We start from the raw sequence: 17,494 nt of genomic DNA, 5'->3' as shown, positions 1-17,494 counted from the left end.
TGTTTACAAATATTCTTTGTTCTCGAATCCATCCTAAGGGGCGCCGATGCCGCATCTGACTGTGCATGTCCTGGAACGCGACCTCGCCGGCCGGGAGGCCGGGCTGATCGAAGAACTGACCGACGCGGTCGTCGAGGTCTACGGCGAATGGGCCCGGGAGATCGTGGACATCCGGTTGATCGGCCTCCCCGACGGCCGCTGGGCGATCGGCGGTGTGCCGGTGACGAAGTCGTCGCCGAGCGTAACCTTCGGCATCAAGGAAGCCGCGTTCGAGCGGGCGGACGGGCCGGAGCTGGTGTCGCGTCTGATTTCCGGAGTGACCGACGCGATCGTGTCCGTGTTCGGGGACGAGGTCCGGTCGCGAGTGACCGTCGAATTCGTGGGGACCCCGGCCGGCCGCACCGGGGTCGGTGGTGTGCTCGCGGCACACTAGCTACGGACGTACCGGGAGCCGGTGGAAGCCCGGCGACTCGCGGATTCGGTGATTCGTCGGCCGCGGGCTCGTGTTCGTCGATGGCGGCGCCGTTCCGGCCATCCGGCGGCGCGGTGGACGACGCCGCTTCCGCGAGGGGACGGATCAGCTCTGCCCGCCGAGTACCTCGCCGATCGGCATCGGCGGCAGCGCGCGGACCAGGGTCATCACCGTGTTGCAGTACGCGGTGCGCAGCGGCTCCCACTGATTGGTGTTGCAGACGTAACCGCCGGTCTTGTCGTAGTGCGAGGAGTGGCCCTTGTACGACCAGGTGAGGCCGTCCTCGGAGGGGCTCCACGGGCACTGGTTCGGCTGGAGTCCGGTGCACGGACCCTCTACTCCCCACGGGCCGACCGGATAGGCCATGGCCTGCGGTGCGCCGGCGAAGGTCAGTGCCGCGACCGCTGCCGCGCCGGTGAACAGGTATCGTACGGTCGATTTCACAGCGCTCTCCTTCGGTGTGCGGGTTCGGAACCCATTGCCTCTCGTATCGCCGCGTCCGCATCCGTGTTAGCCGGGTGTACGAAAATGTCACCGGGAGTGCAGATTTCGGACCGGTGGCGGTGATTCTCCGAATCGGTCGGGGCCGGCCGCGTGGGCCGGGGCCGGATCGACCGCCGCGGAAGGGGTTTCGGCTGTCGCACCTGCCGCGAGCCGCCGGCACGCGGCGCCGGTGGCCGTCCGGTCGTGCGGTGAGGCGGACGGTACGCCGCCGCGCCGGTGGGTCGGGGTGAGTTGAGAACCTCCGTGTCCTGTGTGCCGTGTGCCGTACACCTTGCCTAATTGGTAGGCATCTGCATATGGTAGGCAAATGTTTACCAATACGTTCGTCGGTCCCGGCACCGTGCGAGTCGGCGGATGACCGCTACGTCGCCGTTCTCCGAAGGCACAGTGCTGATGCCGTGGAAGCCGGGCCCCGGTGCCGACTCCGCCGGGGCGGTGTTCGTCAGCGTGACCGATTTCCTGGCGACCTCGGAGCCGGATGTCCGCCAGATCTACCGGGAGGGGCTCGATCTGGGCGAGACCTGGCCGGTACTGCAGGGTGCGGTCGGAATGTGGCTGTGGGGTCGCCCGGCGCAGCTGCGCGGCGGTTCCATCTCCGTATGGGACAGCGAGCGGGATATGCGGCGCTTCGTGCGGTGGCCGGTACATGCCAGGATCATGCGGGCCTGGCGGGGCCGGGTCCGCGTCGTCACCGACTCGTGGCAGGCCGACCGTTTCGATATCGAGAGTGTCTGGGCGCGCGCCGGGCGGACCATCGAGGGTCCGCATCGCGGCGCCCGGCGCGGAGACGCGTCCGCGTCACCCGGCGAAGATCGGCGGTGACGGGGGGAATTTCACCGGCAGCGCGGTGAGGGACCGGTGGAAGGGGCCCGGTCGCCAGGTGGGCCCCTCTGGTGCGTCCAGTTCGAGTTCGGGAAGCGCGTCCAGCAGCAGGTCGATGGCGTCCTGGGCCACCAGGTAGGCCGGGGTCTGCGCGGGGCAGGTCCGCTGTCCCAGGCCCCAGGAGAGGTGGGAGCGGTTGCCGCGGTGGTCGTCGGCGCGGATGGAGGGGTCGTGGTTGCAGGCGGCGATGCTGATGACGACGGGTTGGTGGGCGGGTAGCCAGACGTCGTCGATGAGGATGGGTTGCCGTGGGTAGGTGATGAGGAAGTTGGCCATGGGCGGGTTGTCGAACAGCGCTTCGTCCAGGGCGTCGCGGGTGGAGAGGCTGCCGCCGAGGACGTTTCCGCCGAAACGTTCCTCGGTGAGGATGAGCAGCAGGGCGTTCGCCACGAGGTTCTGCTGCAATTCGATCACCGCACCGTACATACCCGCCAGCTGATGGACCATCTCGTCCTCGTCCAGTTCGGCCGGGTGCTGGAGCAGTCGTGAGGTGACATCGTCACCGGGTTCGGTCCGTTTGAGCGCGACCAGCTCGGCCAGTGCCGCATTGATCATCTGATTGCCGGCCCCGGCGTCGATCCCCTCGAACATGGCGGCAATCCCCGCGGCGACCTGCTGTCCGATCTCGGACGGGCAGCCGAGCAGGGTATTGCAGACCCCGAATGCCAGCGGGAAGGTGTACTGCATCAGCAGATCGGCCCGGCCGGTCTCGCAGAAGGAGTTGATCAGCGGGGTCGCGATCTGCTCCACCGCCGCGCGGAGTCCGTGCAGATCGACCTCGGCGAGCGCGGACACATTCGCCGATCGGTAACGCTGCTGGTCGATTCCGGTGCTCCGGGCGGGAACCGGCCGCCATTCCATGATCGGCAGTACGGGGCAGTCGGCGGGCATGCTCTGCTGCCAGGCCCGGGGGTCGGCGGGGAAGTGCTCGTGATCGTTGAGAATGTGGACAGCGGTCCGATGGTCGATGACCAGGGTCGCGGGGACGTCGGGCGCGAGGTCCACGGGCACCATCGAGCGGTGTTCGCGGCGCATCTGCTGGAACACCCGGTGCGGATTCTCGGCGAATTCGGCCGAGTAGAGGGGGATGCGCGGACCCCCGTCGGCGAAGGGCGAGCCGTGCACGGTGCGGGCGGCGGCATGGGTATCGGGGTGTGAGGTGCTCAATATGACTCCGTAGGTTTCGCAGTGGTCGACGACGGCCCCGGGGGCGGGCCCCGTCGTTCCGGCCCGCGGGCACGATACGTGACCGGATCGTCGAATATGTTGCGGTCGATTCTCTTTGCGCATGTACGACATCGCGTCACGCTGTGCTGACCGCGGGCTCCGCGGACCGCGCCCGGTCGTGCTGTTCCGCCTGGCCGGTACCGGCGGGGCCGGTGGGAACCTGCCGGTTCGCTCGGTCGGCCGGCCGGGATATCAGCGGAAGGTGAACGGGGGTGACGGCGGGAACTTCACCGGGAGCGCCGTCAGGGAACGGTGGAATGGGCCGGGGCGCCAGGCGGGGCCCTCGGGTGGCAGGTCGATCTCGAGTTCGGGAAGCGCGTCCAGCAGTTGGTCGATGGCGTCCTGGGCCACCAGGTAGGCCAGCGTCTGCGCCGGGCAATTGCGCTGTCCCAGGCCCCACGAGAGGTGGGAGCGGTTGCCGCGGTGGTCGTCGGCGCGGATGGAGGGGTCGTGGTTGCAGGCGGCGATGCTGATGACGACGGGTTGGTGGGCGGGTAGCCAGACGTCGTCGACGAGGATGGGTTGCCGTGGGTAGGTGATGAGGAAGTTGGCCATGGGCGGGTTGTCGAACAACACCTCGTCCAGGGCGTCGCGGGTGGAGAGGCTGCCGCCGAGGACGTTTCCGCCGAAACGGTCGTCGGTGAGAATGAGCAGCAGCGTGTTGGCGATGAGATTCTGCTGCAATTCGATACCCGCGCCGTAATGGCTCGTCACCTGATGGATCATCTCCACCTCGTCCAGCTCGGCGGGATGGCCGAGCAGGAGCGAGGTGACATCGTTACCCGGCTCGGTGCGTTTGAGGGCCACCAATTCGGCCAGGGCCGCGCCGATCATCCGGTTGCCCTCCTCGGCGTCCACGCCTTCGAACATCGCGGCCATACCGGCCGCGACTCGCCGGCCGATATCGGGTGGGCAGCCGAGCAGGGTGTTGCAGACCTCGAAGGCCAGCGGGAAGGCATACTGCATCAGCAGATCTGCTCGCCCGGTCTGGCAGAAGGCACTGATCAGCGGTACCGCGATCTCTTCGACCGCGGCGCGGATGGCATGCAGATCGATCTCGGCCAAGGCCGTGACATTCGCCTCCCGATAACGCTGCTGGTCGATTCCGGTGCTGCGCGCCGCGATCGGCCGCCATTCCATGATCGGTAGTACGGGGCAGTCGGCGGGCATGCTCTGCTGCCAGGCGCGCGGGTCGGCGGGGAAGTGCTCGTGATCGTTGAGGATGCGGACCGCGCTCTGGTGGTCGATCACCAGGGTCGCGGGGACATCGGGAGCCAGATCCACCGGCACCATCGCCCGATGTTCCCGGCGCATCTGCCGGAACACCCGGTGCGGGTCTTCGGCGAATTCGGGTGCGTAGAGCGGGATGCGGGGTCCGGCGTCGGCGAAGGGGGAGCCGTGGCCGGCATGGGGTGCGGTATGGGTATCGGGTGGTGGCGTGCTCAAGGGTGACTCCAGACTGGTCGCGATATGCCGAGACCTTCCGAGCGGCCGGCCCGTCATCTCGGCACGATGTAGCACCCTACTGGAGGCGGGTACCAATTACTCTGTGGCGCATTGTGTTTGACCACAGTGGCGGCGGGGTAAAGCGAGCCGACGGCCGGAGATGTGGACGCGATGGACGGCCTCGGCTGCGTGGCGGCCCGCCCGCGGTCCCGGAGAACTGTACGGTCGTCGTCCGTTGTCTGCCATGCGAGTGCGGTATCGCGCTGTGCGCGCAGGCCGTCGAGCTCTATGGGCGCAGCCCGTCGAGCACTATGGTCAGGAGTCTGCGCCAGTCACCGGCGGCCGTGCGAATGGTTGCCGAAAGGGCACCCACGATCATGTAGACATCGGCCACTGTGCAGTCGGCGCGCACGGTGCCCGCGGCCCGGTCGAGTTCGATGACCTCGCCGAGCACGGCTTCGAGACCGGCGCGGGCCTCGCCCCGGGGCTCGCTGCCGGTCGAACGCCGAGTGGATTCGATGGCGGCGGACAGGCCGCGGTCGGCCGCCAGGATCTCCCCTACGTGATGCAGATAACGGCCGAGCGCGCTCCCCGGTGGCGCGCTGATCAGGCAGTCGCGGGCGAAACTCTCGATCTCGGCGAACCGCTGTGCGGCAGCCGCTTCGACCAGATCACCGTGGGTGGGGAAGTGGCGGTAGACGGTGCCGATGCCGACGCCGGCCGCGCGCGCGATCTCGGGAAGCTGTACGCCGCTTCCGTGTTCGGCGAACAGGGTGCGCGCGGTGGCGAGGATGCGATCCCGGTTGCGGGCGGCATCGGCGCGCGGGGTCCGCCGGGGGGTGGGTCTTGACAACCGAGTTCCTCTCGTGGCCAACTAAACGGAATCGGAATCCGCTTCCGATTGTATCTCCGCGAGAGGTGGGAGTCCATGTCGGAGGATCGTTTTCGAGTGCTGGCGCCGCACGAGGTGCGCCCGGGCCGGGTGCCGCTACCGCCGGCATTCGCCGTGAAAGCGCTGACCGGTGATACCGAGGGCAGGTTTTCGCTGCTGGAGGTGACGCTCGTGCGCGATATCCCGCGCCACACCCATCACGTCGCCGACGAATGTATCTATGTGCTGGACGGGGGACTCGGCGTCGACTTCGCCGACCGATCGCTCACCGTGACCACGGGTATGTTCGTCCTGTTGCCACACGGGGTCCCGCACGCGTTGCGCGCGGTCTCCGACCCGCCGCCCCGGCTGCTGCAGATCTCCTCCCCGGGTGGCTGGGAATGCTATCTGGAGGATCTCTTCGAAGCGGGACCCGCAGTGTTCACCGAGGGTGCGCTCGACCCGGCGAAGGTCAATCCGATCGCGGCCCGCTACGACATCCGCTACGAGGAAACTGCCTAGGCCACAAGGCTATTCGGCGCACAGTATGTGCGCGGTGGCGACCGGTGCGAACCGGGGACCGTTGCCGCACGGCGAGGCGCACACGCGTCCGCCGATAGCGGTCGCGGCGGCCGGGGTCCTACCGGGACCGCGTGAAGCCGGTGGCGCCGCGCCCGGCCCGCCTTCTTCGGTGACGTCCCCGGGGGTGGACCGGGAAACCGGGGTTTGCGGCGCGCGGCCGCCGGGGCAGACAATAGGACGAGCTCGGCACGCGGCCGAGCTGGTGAAACGACAAGAAAGGGCGGCCGCGAGGTTTTCCCCGGAGGGCGCGACCTGCCGTGAACGGTTCCAGGTTCCGATCGACCCGAGGAGCAGACGATGACGCAGTTCGCGCCCGATCTCAAGAGCAAGCACAGAGCGATGTGGGCCTCCGGCGACTACCCCCGGGTGGCCGCCGATGTGATTCCCGGACTCGGTAGGAGGCTGGTCGCCGCCTGCGGTATCGGACCCGGGCAGCGGGTGCTGGATATCGCCGCCGGAGCCGGGAACGCGGCGATACCGGCGGCCCGGGCGGGCGCCGAGGTCGTCGCCAGTGACCTCACCCCCGAACTCTTCGAGGCCGGCCGCCGCAATGCCGCCGCGGCGGGCGTCGAGCTCACCTGGGAACAGGCCGACGCCGAAGCCCTGCCCTACGACTCCGGCGCCTTCGACGCCGTCCTCTCCTGCGTCGGAGTGATGTTCGCCCCCTTCCACCGGACGGCTGCCGACGAACTGATCCGGGTCACCCGGACGGGCGGGTCCATCGGGCTGATCAACTGGACGCCCGAAGGGTTCATCGGCCGGATGTTCGCCGTCATGAAGCCGTACGCCCCCACCCCGCCGCCCGGTGCGCAGCCGCCGCCCCTGTGGGGCGACGAAGCACATGTCACGGAGCTGCTCGGAGACCGGGTGACCGGCCTGACGCTGCGCCGCGAGCGCGCCGCCGTCGAGTGTTTCGCCGACGGCGCGGCCTTCCGCGACTTCTTCAAGGCCAACTACGGTCCCCTGGTCACCGTGTACAAAACGCTCGCCGGCGAGCCGGAACGGGCCGCGCAACTGGATCGGGACCTGGCCCATCTCGGCGCCGCGCACGATCTGGGCAACGGCCGGATGGAATGGGAGTATCTGCTGGTGACCGCGCACCGTGACTGACCATGTGCCGGTCGGCTGGGGAACGGGACTTTCCGGCTCCGATCGCGGGTTGTACCCGGGGCAGGGAAAGCACAGGACTGAGGAGGAAGCGTGACCGAAACGCGCAAGGCGATCCTGGCCGGTGGGTGCTTCTGGGGTATGCAGGAGCTGATCCGTAAGCAGCCGGGGGTCGTATCGACGCGCGTCGGCTACACCGGCGGGCGCAACGATCACCCCACATACCGCAACCATCCGGGGCACGCGGAGGCCGTGGAGATCGTGTACGACCCGGCGCAGACCGACTACCGGGCGCTGCTGGAGTTCTTCTTCCAGATCCACGATCCGACCACCAAGGATCGGCAGGGCAACGATATCGGCAGCAGCTACCGCTCGGAGATCTTCTACGTCGACGACGAGCAGAAGCGGGAGGCGCTGGCCACCATCGTCGATGTCGAGGATTCGGGACTGTGGCCGGGCAAGGTCGTCACCGAGGTGACGCCCGCCCAGGAATTCTGGGAGGCCGAACCGGAGCACCAGGATTATCTGCAGCACTTCCCGAACGGCTACACCTGCCACTTCCCGCGACCGGGGTGGAAGCTGCCGCGGCGGCAGACCACCGCCCGGTAGACACCGGGTAGCGGAGCGGCCGGGGCCGGTGTCCCGCGCCCTGTCGTTCGCCGCCCGGCCGCGGCGATGGGTAGTGTCGGGCGAGTGAGTGGTTGGGCGCGCCGGAGGTTCCAGAAGATCGGACGAGTCGATCGCGCGGTGGGGGGCGCGGTGTCGGACCTGCCCGCCTCCCGGCTGGACTCGGGATTGCTACGACTGACCGGCAGCGCCGACCACAGTGTGCTGTGGATGGCCTGCGCGGGGCTGCTGGCCGTCCGTCAGGGGGCCACACGGCGGGCGGCATTGCGCGGGGTGGTCTCGGTGGCCGGCGCCAGCTTCGTGGCCAATATCGTGCTCAAGCCGATTTTCGCGCGCCGCCGCCCGGCCGCGGAACTGATGCCCGAGTACCGCCGGCTCTCGCCCGCCCCGTCCTCGTCGTCGTTCCCGTCCGGGCACAGCGCCAGCGCCGCGGCCTTCGCGACGGCGGTCGCGATGGAGAGCCCGCGCACCGCGCTGGCCGTGGCGCCGCTGGCCTCGGCGGTCGCCTATTCCCGGGTGCACACGGGAGTGCACTGGGGTTCGGATGTCCTCGTCGGTGCCGCCGTGGGTTCGGGGATCGCATTGGCCACCCGGCGCTGGTGGCCGGTGCGCGAATCCGACGAGGCCCGGGCCCGGCTGGTCCGCGAGGCGCCGGTGCTCGCCGAAGGCAAAGGGCTCGTCGTCATGGTGAACCCGGTCTCCGGCGACGCCAACTACGACCCCACAGACGATATCGCCGCGGCCCTGCCGGCGGCGGCCGTATTGCGCACCCAGCCCGATATCGACTGCGCCGAACTCCTCGAACAGGCCATTGCCGCGCAGCAGGAGCCGGTCGCGGCCGTCGGGGTGGCCGGTGGTGACGGGACCGTCGCCGCGGTGGCCGCCGTCGCCCTGCGCCGTGGGTTGCCGCTGGTGGTGATCCCGACCGGCACGCTCAATCATTTCGCCCGGGATCTCGGTGTCTACGATCTGCTCGAGGTTGTCGACGCGACCGGTGTCGGGGAGGCCGTCGCGGTCGATATCGCCGGTGTCCAGTACGGTGACGCGACCGAGATGCGGACCCGGCACCTGATCAACACCTTCAGCCTCGGCTCCTACCCGGATCTGGTCCGGTTGCGCGAGAAATGGCAGTCGCGGTGGGGTAAGTGGCCCGCGTTCGCGGCGGCGCTCGTGGTCACCCTGCGCCGGGCCGAGCCGATCGAGATCTACCTCGACGACCACTGGCAGCGGGTGTGGTTCCTCTTCGTCGGCAACGGGCCCTACCACCCGCACGGCGCCGTACCGGCGTTCCGGGACCGGCTCGATTCCGGATTGCTCGACGTGCGCTGGTTGCGCGCCGATCTGCGCTGGTCCCGCACCCGCGCGGTGGTGGCGCTGCTGCTCGCCGCCATCGGGCACAGCCGGGTCTACGGGGAGCGGCAACTGTCGGAGCTGTTCGTGTACCTACCCCGGGCCGAATCGCTGGCGGCCGACGGTGAAGTGTTCGGCAGCGCCACCCATCTGCGCTTCTCGGTGGCGGGCCAGCTCACGGTGTACCGGCGCGACGAGTCGAATCCGCTGTGGGCCGATCGCAGCCGCCCCCATCACCGGCGGGCTCCGTGGCTGCCCGATGTGTTCCGTTTCCGCTGAGCGGTCCGAGATAACGGGTCCCTGCCTGCGCGCGCCGCGGTTCGCTCGACACTCGGCGGTTGTCCGAGCTGATCGGCCGGTTGGCTCGGACAACCGGCCGATCGGCCGGTTGGCGGCGGGCCTGTCCGGATCGCCGGCCGCCGACTCTTCATCCGTAGGCGGTCGGGTGAGTGATGCGCCCGGTCCGAAGTCATCCGGAAACGGATGGTCCGGTGTCGTCACCCCCCGGGGCAAGGGGCCGTTCGGGTAGCCGCCGGGTAACGAACAGCGCGAGGACGGCCAGCAGTGCCGTCGCCGCGAACGCCGTGTGCAGCGCGTCCAGGCGGGCCGCGGAATTGACCGCGACGACCGAGTCGGTGGTGGGTCCGTCCACCCCGGCGGCGGTGAGCGCGTCGCGCAACTGGGTGTCGGACAGGAACGGGACGCCGGCGGCCAACTCGGTGGTGGCCTGTTGCTGGACGGCGGCGGGCACGGCGGGATCGTTCTCGATCTCATCGATGACCGACGAGGTCAGGGTGGCGATCAGGATGGAGCCGATCAGCGCGGTGCCGAGCGACGCGCCGAGGTAGGTGGCGGTGTTCTGCAACCCACCGACCTCGGCACTGCGTGATTCGGGCACCGCGGAGACGGTCACCGCGCCCAGTTGTGAGGCCAGCGCACCCAGGCCCGCGCCCATCAGCAGCATCGGGACCGCGACCACGCGCGCGTCCGCCCCGGGGTCCATCCCGCCCGCCAGCAGCAGGATCCCGACGGTCATGGACAGCAGCCCCAGCCGGACCACGCGCCGCGGACCCACGCGAGGTGCGAGTTTCGGGATGCCGACAGCCGTCACGATCAACGCGACCGACAGCGGCAGCAGACGGGCGCCGGTTCCGAGCGCACTGAGCTGGAGGACCACCGAGAGGAACAGCGGAACGGTGAAGAACACCCCGGCCTGCACCGCGAACTGGGCGAAGAACATGCCCAGACCGCCGGTGAGCTGCCGGTTGCCCAGCAGTTCCGGGTCGAAGAGCGGTTCCCGTCCCGTCCGTACGCATACCGCCAGCCGCTCGCGGAGTAGATAGAGGACGAGCAGCCCGCCGAGTAGCAGCCAGATCACCGGTGACAGGCCGAACACGGCCGGGGCGCCGGGCCGCTCCTGGACCCAGCCCCATTCGCTCGAGCGGAGTACGCCGTACACGATCATGGCCAGGCCGCCTATCGACAGCGCCGAACCGAGGTAGTCGAGGTGGGCCTGTTCGGCGGCCGTGTCCTTCATCGTGCGCAACAGCAGCAGGATCAGCGCGACCACGACCACCTCGCCGAAGAAGACGAGCCGCCAGGAGGCGTAGGTCGTCACCGCGCCGCCCAGCAGCGGGCCCACCGCGATCGCCGCGGCGGCCGCCGCCGCGACCAGACCGTAGGCGGCGGTCCGGCGTTCGGCCGGGATATTCGCCGCCACCAGGGCCACGATCGCCGGCATGATCAATGCCGCGCCGATCCCCTCGAGCAGCGACCAGCCCACCAGTAGGACGGCGAGATTCGGCGCGAGACCGGTGACGAACGACCCCAGTCCATATACGACCAGGCCGATCCCGAAGACGCGCCGCCGGCCGACTATCGCGCCGACCTTCCCGCCGGTGATCATCAGGGACGCCATCACCAGCGTGTAGAGGGTTATGGCGGTCTGGATACCGGTGATGGTCGTGCCGAGGTCCTGCGCCACGGTCGACATGGATACGTTCATCACCGAGCTGTCCAGAGCCATGAGGAACTGTCCCGCGCACAGCACGGCCAGCACCGTTCCGGAACCGGATCGGGCCGTCGGCGCCTCGGGTCGCCCGGTGCCCATGGGTGAGGTCTACGGCTACTGCGACGAGTTGTAGTCGATCATCCACGGAATGGAGAACTTGTCGGTGAGCATGCCGAACAGTTCGGTCCATTCCGTCTCGGCGAGATGCATATCCACCGACCCGCCCTCGCTCAGCGCGGCGAACACTCGCTCGGCTTCGTCGCGGTCGCCGACCTCGAGACATACGGTGAAGTTCGGTCGTTGCGGAATGTCGACGGTCTGGCCGGGCGGACAGTCCGAGCCCATCAGGATCTGGCCGGCCCCGGCCAGCGGCAGCGCCGTATGCGCCACCAGGTCCTTGGCCTCCTCCGGCAGGTTCGCGCCCTCGCCCATATCGCCGAACCGGATCAGCTGCAGTTCGCCACCGAACACCGACTGGTAGAAGGTGAACGCTTCCTCGGCGTTGCCGTTGAACATGAGGTACGCGTTGACGGATTTCACGGGTCTCCTCCTCTGGTGATGCGGATGTGTGGATGTGTGACCAGGGGGAACGCGCCACGATTCGGCGATGCCGGGCACAGCGGCCGGCATGCGGACCGATCGGCCGAGCGTAGCCCGCGCGGTGCGGTGCCGGGGCGAATCCCGCCCAGATGCGGAGTGGTCGCCCCCGCCCGATCGCGCCGCGGGACCCTATCTCCGCGAACCTCGCGGCAGCAGGGCGCGGGCCCCGACCCGCCGGGGCGGCCCGCCGTGCGCCGCGGCAGCCGTTCGCCGGGCGATACTCGGGATCGCCGCCTGTCCGGGCGGTGTCCCGTCCGGTCCGAATGCTGGTGGAGGTCTCCATGGCATTGACCCATCCGTCTCGGCCCGGTGGTCCCGGCCGGGACGATATCTCGGTGAATCCGGTGTTCACCCGGGAACCGCTGGAGGTGCCCCGTAACCGGCTGCCCGCCCGGGAGCTGGACGCCGATACCGCGTACCAGATCGTGCACGACGAACTGCTGCTCGACGGCAACGCCCGGCTCAACCTTGCCACTTTCGTCACCACCTGGATGGAGCCCGCGGCGCAGGTGCTGATGAGCGAATGCTTCGACAAGAACATGATCGACAAGGACGAGTACCCGCGTACCGCCGAACTGGAGCAGCGATGTGTGCGGATCCTGGCCGATCTGTGGCACGCCGCCGACCCCGACCATGCCGTCGGTTGTTCGACCACCGGCTCCAGTGAGGCGTGCATGCTGGCCGGACTCGCCATGAAGCGACGCTGGCAGCTGCGGCGCCGGGCGGCCGGGCAGCCGACCGACCGGCCCAACCTGGTGATGGGGATCAATGTGCAGGTGTGCTGGGAGAAATTCGCCGAGTACTGGGACGTCGAACCGCGGGTGGTGCCGATGTCGGGGGAGCGGTTCCACCTGACCGCGGAGGAGGCGGCGGCCCGCTGCGACGAGAATACGATCGGTGTGGTGGCGATCCTGGGATCCACATTCGACGGCAGCTACGAACCGGTCGCCGAGATCTGCGCGGCGCTGGACCGGGTGCAGGCCGAGCACGGCTGGGATATCCCGGTGCATGTGGACGGGGCGTCCGGCGCCATGATCGCGCCGTTCTGCGATCCCGAGCTGGAATGGGATTTCCGGCAACCCCGGGTCGCCTCGATCAACACCTCGGGTCACAAGTACGGGCTGATCTATCCGGGCGTGGGCTGGGTGCTGTGGCGGGACGCCGACGCGCTACCGGACGCGCTGGTCTTCCGGGTGAACTATCTCGGCGGGGAGATGCCGACCTTCGCGCTCAACTTCTCCCGGCCCGGCGCGCAGGTGGTGGCCCAGTACTACACCTTCCTGCGGCTGGGGCATCGCGGCTACGCGCGGGTGCAGGGCTACTGCCGGGAGGTGGCCTCCGCACTGGCCGACCGGATCGCGCAGCTGGGCCCGTTCCGGCTGATCACCGACGGCCGGCAGCTGCCCGTTTTCGCATTCACGCTGGCCGAGGGCGAGACGGGGTATTCGGTCTTCGATGTATCGGCGGCGCTGCGCGAACAGGGCTGGCTGGTGCCCGCCTATACCTTTCCGGCCGATCGGGAGGATCTGGCGGTCCTGCGCGTGGTGGTCCGCAACGGTTTCAGCCACGACCTGGCCGATCTGCTGATCGAGGCGCTGCAACGGGCACTGCCGCGGTTGCGGTCCCAGCAGGCGCCGCAGCGGGGCGCCGAGGCCGCGTCGTTCTCGCACGGGGCCGATATCCGGCCGCATCACGCGGGAGTGCGGCCGGCGGGGTCGTGATCGAGTGGAACCGGCCGGCACAGTCGCCGTGGCCGGCCGGTTCCGCTGTCTCGGGCCGGGCCTGCCCGAGGTCTATCGACACTTGTTCGATGTGCCGTTGTTCAGGTATCAGAAGGCGCTGCCGGTACCGGGCAGGAAGATCCGCGGGAAGGGCAGACCGAAACCGGGACGGTGGTGGCCGTGATCCCAGCCGCGGTCCCAGTCGTTGTGCCGGCCGTGATCCCAGCCGCGGTCGTGGCGGTTGCGGCCGCGGTTCCAGTCGATCGGGTTGTCGTGCCGGCCGTTCCAGCTGTGGTCGTTGCGGCCGTGCCACCCGCGATCGCCGTAGCCGTGACCGTGCCGGCCGGGGCGGCTCACGTCCTGGACCTCGGTGGTGTCATCGGTGACCACGGGCGCTTGGTTGTCGGCGAGAGCGGGTGCGGCGGTGAGTGCCAGCGGGGCCAGGGCGATCGCGGCGGTGGCCGCGATCCGGACGGCGAGTCGGCGGGTGCGTGCGGTTCGGTGCATGATTCGTCCTCGGTCGTAGCGCCGCCCGGGGGCGGTGGCGGAAGCAGTCGCACTGGGGGAGTGCGGCTTTGCTCTGATGCCTAGACCGTACCGTTAAACAACGGCGCATTCAATAGGTGTTCGTTAATTGGGGCTGACGAATATCGTGAACTGTGACTTCCGCGTCCCGTGCGGCGCCTATTCGCCGTCGGCCGGCTTCTCCGCGACGGTGGACGCGAGCTGATCGAGTCGCAGTACGCACCGGGTGCCGCTGTAGATGGTCGGCATGCACTCGTTGCAGTGCACGCAGGCGGATTCGGTGCTCGCGTCGGATCGAATGCGGCGCAACAGATCCGGCTCCCGCAGCAGGGCCCGGCCCATGGCGACGAAATCGAACCCCTCCGTCATCGCCAGATCCATCGACTCCCGGTCGGTGATACCGCCCAGCAGCACCAGCGGCATGGTGAGCTCCCGGCGGAACTGCCGGGCGCGTTCGAGCAGGTATGCCTTCTCGTACGGGTACTCGCGCAGGAATGCCTTGCCGACCAGGCGGAAGCCCCAGCGGGCCGGCCCCGGGAGTGTTTTCGCGAACTCGCGGCGCGGCGCGGCGCCGTGGAACAGCAGCATCGGGTTCAGCAGGGAGCTGCCCGCCGTCAGTTCCAGCGCGTCGAGCGCGCCGTCGGCCTCCAGCCACGCGGCCACCTGCAACGATTCCGGCAGAGTCAGGCCGCCGCGGACGCCGTCGTCCATATTCAACTTCGCGGTCACCGCGATCCGGTCACCGACCGCCTCGCGCACCCGGCGGGCGATATCGCGGGCCAGCCGGGCCCGGTTCTCCAGCGGGCCGCCGTAGCGGTCCTTGCGCCGGTTCAGCAGTGGGCTCAGGAATGAACTCACCAGGTAGTTGTGCCCGAAATGTATTTCCACCGCGTCGAATCCGGACTCGATCGCCAGCAGCGCCGCGTCGGCGTGGGCGGTGACCAGGTCGTGGATTTCGGCCGCGTCGGGAACTTTCATCGGGCTCATGCCGAGTGGGCTGAACATCCGGCTCGGCGCCAGCGCGGGAAGGCGATTGGACGCGGAATTGGCCACCGGCCCGGCATGGCCGATCTGCGCACTGGCCGCCGCGCCCTCGGCGTGCACGGCATCGGTGAGCCGGCGCAGGCCCGGCACCGCCTCGGGGCGCATGTAGATCTGGTGGCGGTCGGTGCGGCCGCCGGGCGCGACCGCGCAGTAGGCGACAGTCGTCATGCCGACGCCGCCCGCCGCGACCTCCCGATGGAATTCGACCAGATCGTCGGTGACCAGCGCGTCCGGTGTGCGACCTTCGAAGGTCGCGGCCTTGATCACCCGGTTGCGCAGGGTGAGTGGCCCCAGTGGGGCGGGGGCGAATACATCGGTCACGATATGTCTCCTGTCGGTGCGGTCAGCCCGGCCACGACGAAAGCGCGCAGAGTGGCCACGGTCTGTGGGCTCAGCGCCCGGTCCTCGGCGGCGGCGCGGCCGAATCGCATGATGATGAGGTCGAACGCGAGCATCCAGCGGCGCCGGCTCTCCCATTCGCCCACCTCGGGTAGCAGACCGGCCCACGAATCGATCCGGAACCACTGCTGCTGCCACGGGCCGACCTGCCGGTCGATCACGCATTGCGCGAGCAGACGCAGGTGCAGCCGGCCCAGCGGGTCGGCTGCCAGATCGGTGAACGGGGTGAGCACCGCGTCGACCAGATCGGCCACGGGTCCGGCGGCGGCGGTGACCGCGGTGAGGCGGTCGGCCCACAGTGCCCCGAGGCGCTCCTCGAGCAGGGCCGCCACCAGGGCTTCCTTGGATCCGAAGTGGTAGTGGACGGCGGCGGGGTTGGCCCCGGCCTCGGTGCAGATGCGGCGTACCGAAACGTCGTCGTAGCGCTCGGTGAGCAGCAGTCGTTCGGCGGCCGTGAGCAGGCGTTCGCGGGTCGCGGCCGAGACTCGCTGGGGCATGCGGCCAGTGAACCATTGCGCCCGACGGTTTTCAATCATTGATTGAAATACTGTTTGAAAATGCTGGTGGGCGCACTGGCCCTCAGGCGTTATCCGATCGCAAACGGAGGCGCGGGCCACGCACCCACCGCGACGGGCCGCCCCTGTTGTACTGGTTCCGGTAGTCGGCTCCGGTTGCCCGATACGCCCACGATCGATCGACAAGGAGAAGACGATGGCCCTCGAGATCCGCGCGGTGACGGTACTGGGCACCGGGGTGCTCGGTTCCCAGATCGCCTTCCAGACCGCGTACCACGGATACCGCGTCCAGGCATACGACATCGACGACAAGGCACTCGACGCGGCGCGCGAGCGTTTCACCGGGCTCGCCGCCACCTATCGCGACGAAGTGATGGGCGCGACCGATGAGCTCACCGAGCAGACCCGCGCGGGTATCGGCCTGACCACCGATCTCGGCGCCGCGGTCGCCGAGGCCGATCTGGTTATCGAAGCGGTGCCCGAGGTGCTCGACATCAAACGGCAGACCTACCGGAAGCTGGGCGAGCTGGCTCCCGAACGGACCATATTCGCGACCAACTCCTCGACCCTGCTGCCCAGCGATATGGCCGATTTCACCGGCCGCCCGGACCGGTTTCTGGCCCTGCACTTCGCCAACCAGGTGTGGAAGTTCAACACCGCGGAGGTCATGGGCACCGACCGGACCGATCCCGCGGTGTTCGGCGCGGTGGTCGAGTTCGCCGCCGCCATCGGCATGGTGCCGATCGAGGTGCACAAGGAGAAGTCGGGTTACGTCCTGAACTCGCTGCTGGTGCCGTTCCTGAACGCCGCGATCGAACTCGCCGCCGGCGACTACGCAGAACCCGAGGCGGTGGACAAGACCTGGCGGATCGCCACCGGAGCGCCCATGGGCCCGTTCCGGATCCTCGACGTCATCGGGCTCACCACGCCCTACAACATCCTGAGCAGCAGTGCCGAAACCGAAGGTCTCGCCCGCTGGTTGAAGGAGAACTACATCGACAAGGGCAAGCTCGGTGTGGCCACCGGAGAGGGGTTCTACAAGTACTCCTGATCCCGCGAGCCGGCAGCCCGGATGATCCGGCGCGGCCGGTCGGAGGCCCCGGCCCGAGCGGGGCCGGACACACGTGTGCCCGGCGGGTATCGCCGGGCACACGGGCGTGGGATCCTCAGCGTGGTGGGGGCGCCGCGGCTTCCCGTGCCAGCCGGTCCTCGTGGATCCGGACCAGCTCCCGGAAACCGATCCGGTCCCAGCCCGGTTTCGGCTGGATACTCCAATCGTCGCGCGCGGTCCGCTGGCCGGCCGCCTCGGGTGGCCCGCCGAAGGGCGGTCCGGACAGCGGATACGGATGCGCGCATTCGAGGGTGTCGTCGGAGTATCTGACCTTCATCAGTTCACTGCAGATCTCGGTGAACGACAGGGTCGGCCAGCCGTACCACAGCGCCAGCGCCGGCACCGTGAACGCGCCCTCGATGACCAGCGCGAACAGGCAGACGAAGATACCGCGCCGCAACCACCGGTGCATCCGCGCGTACGGCGCGGTGGTGCCCAGGGGCAGTTCGTCCTTCTCCGGATCGCCTGCGGGGGCGGGGTTCTTGCTCATGCGGAGTCCT

The 17,494-nt window shown here is 69.0% G+C and carries 18 protein-coding genes; 8 read left to right on the top strand and 10 right to left on the bottom strand.

The features are described 5' to 3' along the window. The first annotated feature begins 46 nt into the window (after positions 1-46). Complete coding sequence (locus ON38_RS30435; protein ID WP_039828533.1) at positions 47-433, top strand: tautomerase family protein; 387 nt, start codon at positions 47-49, stop codon at positions 431-433. A gap of 144 nt (positions 434-577) precedes the next feature. Here the strand turns inward: ON38_RS30435 and ON38_RS30430 are convergent, their stop codons facing one another. Continuing rightward, positions 578-916: a hypothetical protein gene (locus tag ON38_RS30430; protein WP_039828532.1), complete on the bottom strand. Its 339-nt coding sequence runs from the start codon at positions 914-916 to the stop codon at positions 578-580. Between the two features lie 414 nt (positions 917-1,330). Between ON38_RS30430 and ON38_RS34505 the strand changes: the two genes are divergently transcribed. Continuing rightward, positions 1,331-1,798: a hypothetical protein gene (locus tag ON38_RS34505; RefSeq protein WP_157182007.1), complete on the top strand. Its 468-nt coding sequence runs from the start codon at positions 1,331-1,333 to the stop codon at positions 1,796-1,798. Here the strand turns inward: ON38_RS34505 and ON38_RS30420 are convergent. The 3 genes from ON38_RS30420 to ON38_RS30410 form a co-directional block, all read right to left on the bottom strand. Next, complete coding sequence (locus ON38_RS30420; protein ID WP_039828531.1) at positions 1,775-3,025, bottom strand: cytochrome P450 family protein; 1,251 nt, start codon at positions 3,023-3,025, stop codon at positions 1,775-1,777. The genes ON38_RS34505 and ON38_RS30420 overlap by 24 nt on opposite strands. Before the next feature lie 252 nt (positions 3,026-3,277). Next, on the bottom strand, positions 3,278-4,531 hold the full coding sequence (locus ON38_RS30415; RefSeq protein WP_039828530.1) for a cytochrome P450 family protein: 1,254 nt from the start codon (positions 4,529-4,531) through the stop codon (positions 3,278-3,280). Positions 4,532-4,817: 286 nt separating this feature from the next. Then, positions 4,818-5,384 (bottom strand): TetR/AcrR family transcriptional regulator, encoded by a 567-nt coding sequence (locus ON38_RS30410; RefSeq protein WP_039828529.1) that lies wholly within the window; start codon positions 5,382-5,384, stop codon positions 4,818-4,820. Positions 5,385-5,459: 75 nt separating this feature from the next. Here ON38_RS30410 and ON38_RS30405 point away from each other — a divergent pair, with 75 nt between their 5' ends. The 4 genes from ON38_RS30405 to ON38_RS30390 all read left to right on the top strand — a co-directional run bounded on the left by ON38_RS30405 (position 5,460) and on the right by ON38_RS30390 (position 9,347). Then, complete coding sequence (locus ON38_RS30405; RefSeq protein ID WP_039828528.1) at positions 5,460-5,924, top strand: cupin domain-containing protein; 465 nt, start codon at positions 5,460-5,462, stop codon at positions 5,922-5,924. A 357-nt stretch (positions 5,925-6,281) separates the two neighbouring features. Next, a complete protein-coding gene (locus ON38_RS30400; protein ID WP_039828527.1) occupies positions 6,282-7,094 on the top strand; it encodes a class I SAM-dependent methyltransferase in 813 nt (270 codons plus the stop codon). Between the two features lie 90 nt (positions 7,095-7,184). Further along, entirely contained in the window at positions 7,185-7,700 is a 516-nt protein-coding gene (gene msrA / locus ON38_RS30395; protein ID WP_039828526.1) for a peptide-methionine (S)-S-oxide reductase MsrA, read from the top strand. An 84-nt stretch (positions 7,701-7,784) separates the two neighbouring features. Further along, on the top strand, positions 7,785-9,347 hold the full coding sequence (locus tag ON38_RS30390; protein WP_245564412.1) for a bifunctional phosphatase PAP2/diacylglycerol kinase family protein: 1,563 nt from the start codon (positions 7,785-7,787) through the stop codon (positions 9,345-9,347). A 190-nt stretch (positions 9,348-9,537) separates the two neighbouring features. Here the strand turns inward: ON38_RS30390 and ON38_RS30385 are convergent, their stop codons facing one another. Further along, on the bottom strand, positions 9,538-11,178 hold the full coding sequence (locus tag ON38_RS30385) for an MFS transporter (protein WP_051165490.1): 1,641 nt from the start codon (positions 11,176-11,178) through the stop codon (positions 9,538-9,540). Between the two features lie 15 nt (positions 11,179-11,193). After that, positions 11,194-11,619, bottom strand: coding sequence for a VOC family protein (locus ON38_RS30380; RefSeq protein WP_039828525.1), 426 nt, complete (start codon positions 11,617-11,619; stop codon positions 11,194-11,196). A gap of 341 nt (positions 11,620-11,960) precedes the next feature. On the opposite strand from ON38_RS30380, the gene gad reads away from it, so the two are divergent. Beyond that, a complete protein-coding gene (gad, locus tag ON38_RS30375; RefSeq protein ID WP_039828565.1) occupies positions 11,961-13,400 on the top strand; it encodes a glutamate decarboxylase in 1,440 nt (479 codons plus the stop codon). A gap of 108 nt (positions 13,401-13,508) precedes the next feature. Here gad and ON38_RS30370 read toward each other — a convergent pair whose 3' ends face one another. The 3 genes from ON38_RS30370 to ON38_RS37225 all read right to left on the bottom strand — a co-directional run bounded on the left by ON38_RS30370 (position 13,509) and on the right by ON38_RS37225 (position 15,865). Further along, complete coding sequence (locus tag ON38_RS30370; protein ID WP_039828524.1) at positions 13,509-13,907, bottom strand: hypothetical protein; 399 nt, start codon at positions 13,905-13,907, stop codon at positions 13,509-13,511. Positions 13,908-14,084: 177 nt separating this feature from the next. Beyond that, a complete protein-coding gene (locus ON38_RS30365) occupies positions 14,085-15,290 on the bottom strand; it encodes an NADH:flavin oxidoreductase (protein ID WP_039828523.1) in 1,206 nt (401 codons plus the stop codon). After that, complete coding sequence (locus ON38_RS37225; protein ID WP_039828522.1) at positions 15,287-15,865, bottom strand: TetR/AcrR family transcriptional regulator; 579 nt, start codon at positions 15,863-15,865, stop codon at positions 15,287-15,289. Before ON38_RS37225 ends, ON38_RS30365 begins: the two co-directional genes overlap by 4 nt. 214 nt (positions 15,866-16,079) lie before the next feature. Here ON38_RS37225 and ON38_RS30355 point away from each other — a divergent pair, with 214 nt between their 5' ends. Beyond that, positions 16,080-16,934, top strand: a complete 855-nt coding sequence (locus ON38_RS30355; RefSeq protein ID WP_039828521.1) for a 3-hydroxyacyl-CoA dehydrogenase — start codon at positions 16,080-16,082, stop codon at positions 16,932-16,934. Between the two features lie 115 nt (positions 16,935-17,049). On the opposite strand, the gene ON38_RS30350 is transcribed toward ON38_RS30355, so the two are convergent. Continuing rightward, positions 17,050-17,484, bottom strand: a complete 435-nt coding sequence (locus ON38_RS30350; RefSeq protein ID WP_039828520.1) for a hypothetical protein — start codon at positions 17,482-17,484, stop codon at positions 17,050-17,052. Positions 17,485-17,494: the final 10 nt, after the last annotated feature.

This window comes from Nocardia testacea NBRC 100365 (assembly GCF_000308775.1).
In the GTDB taxonomy this organism is placed as follows: Bacteria; Actinomycetota; Actinomycetes; order Mycobacteriales; family Mycobacteriaceae; genus Nocardia; species Nocardia testacea.
The sequence above is the reverse complement of the archived record's forward strand: the minus strand, read 5'-3'. Positions and strand labels throughout refer to the sequence as shown.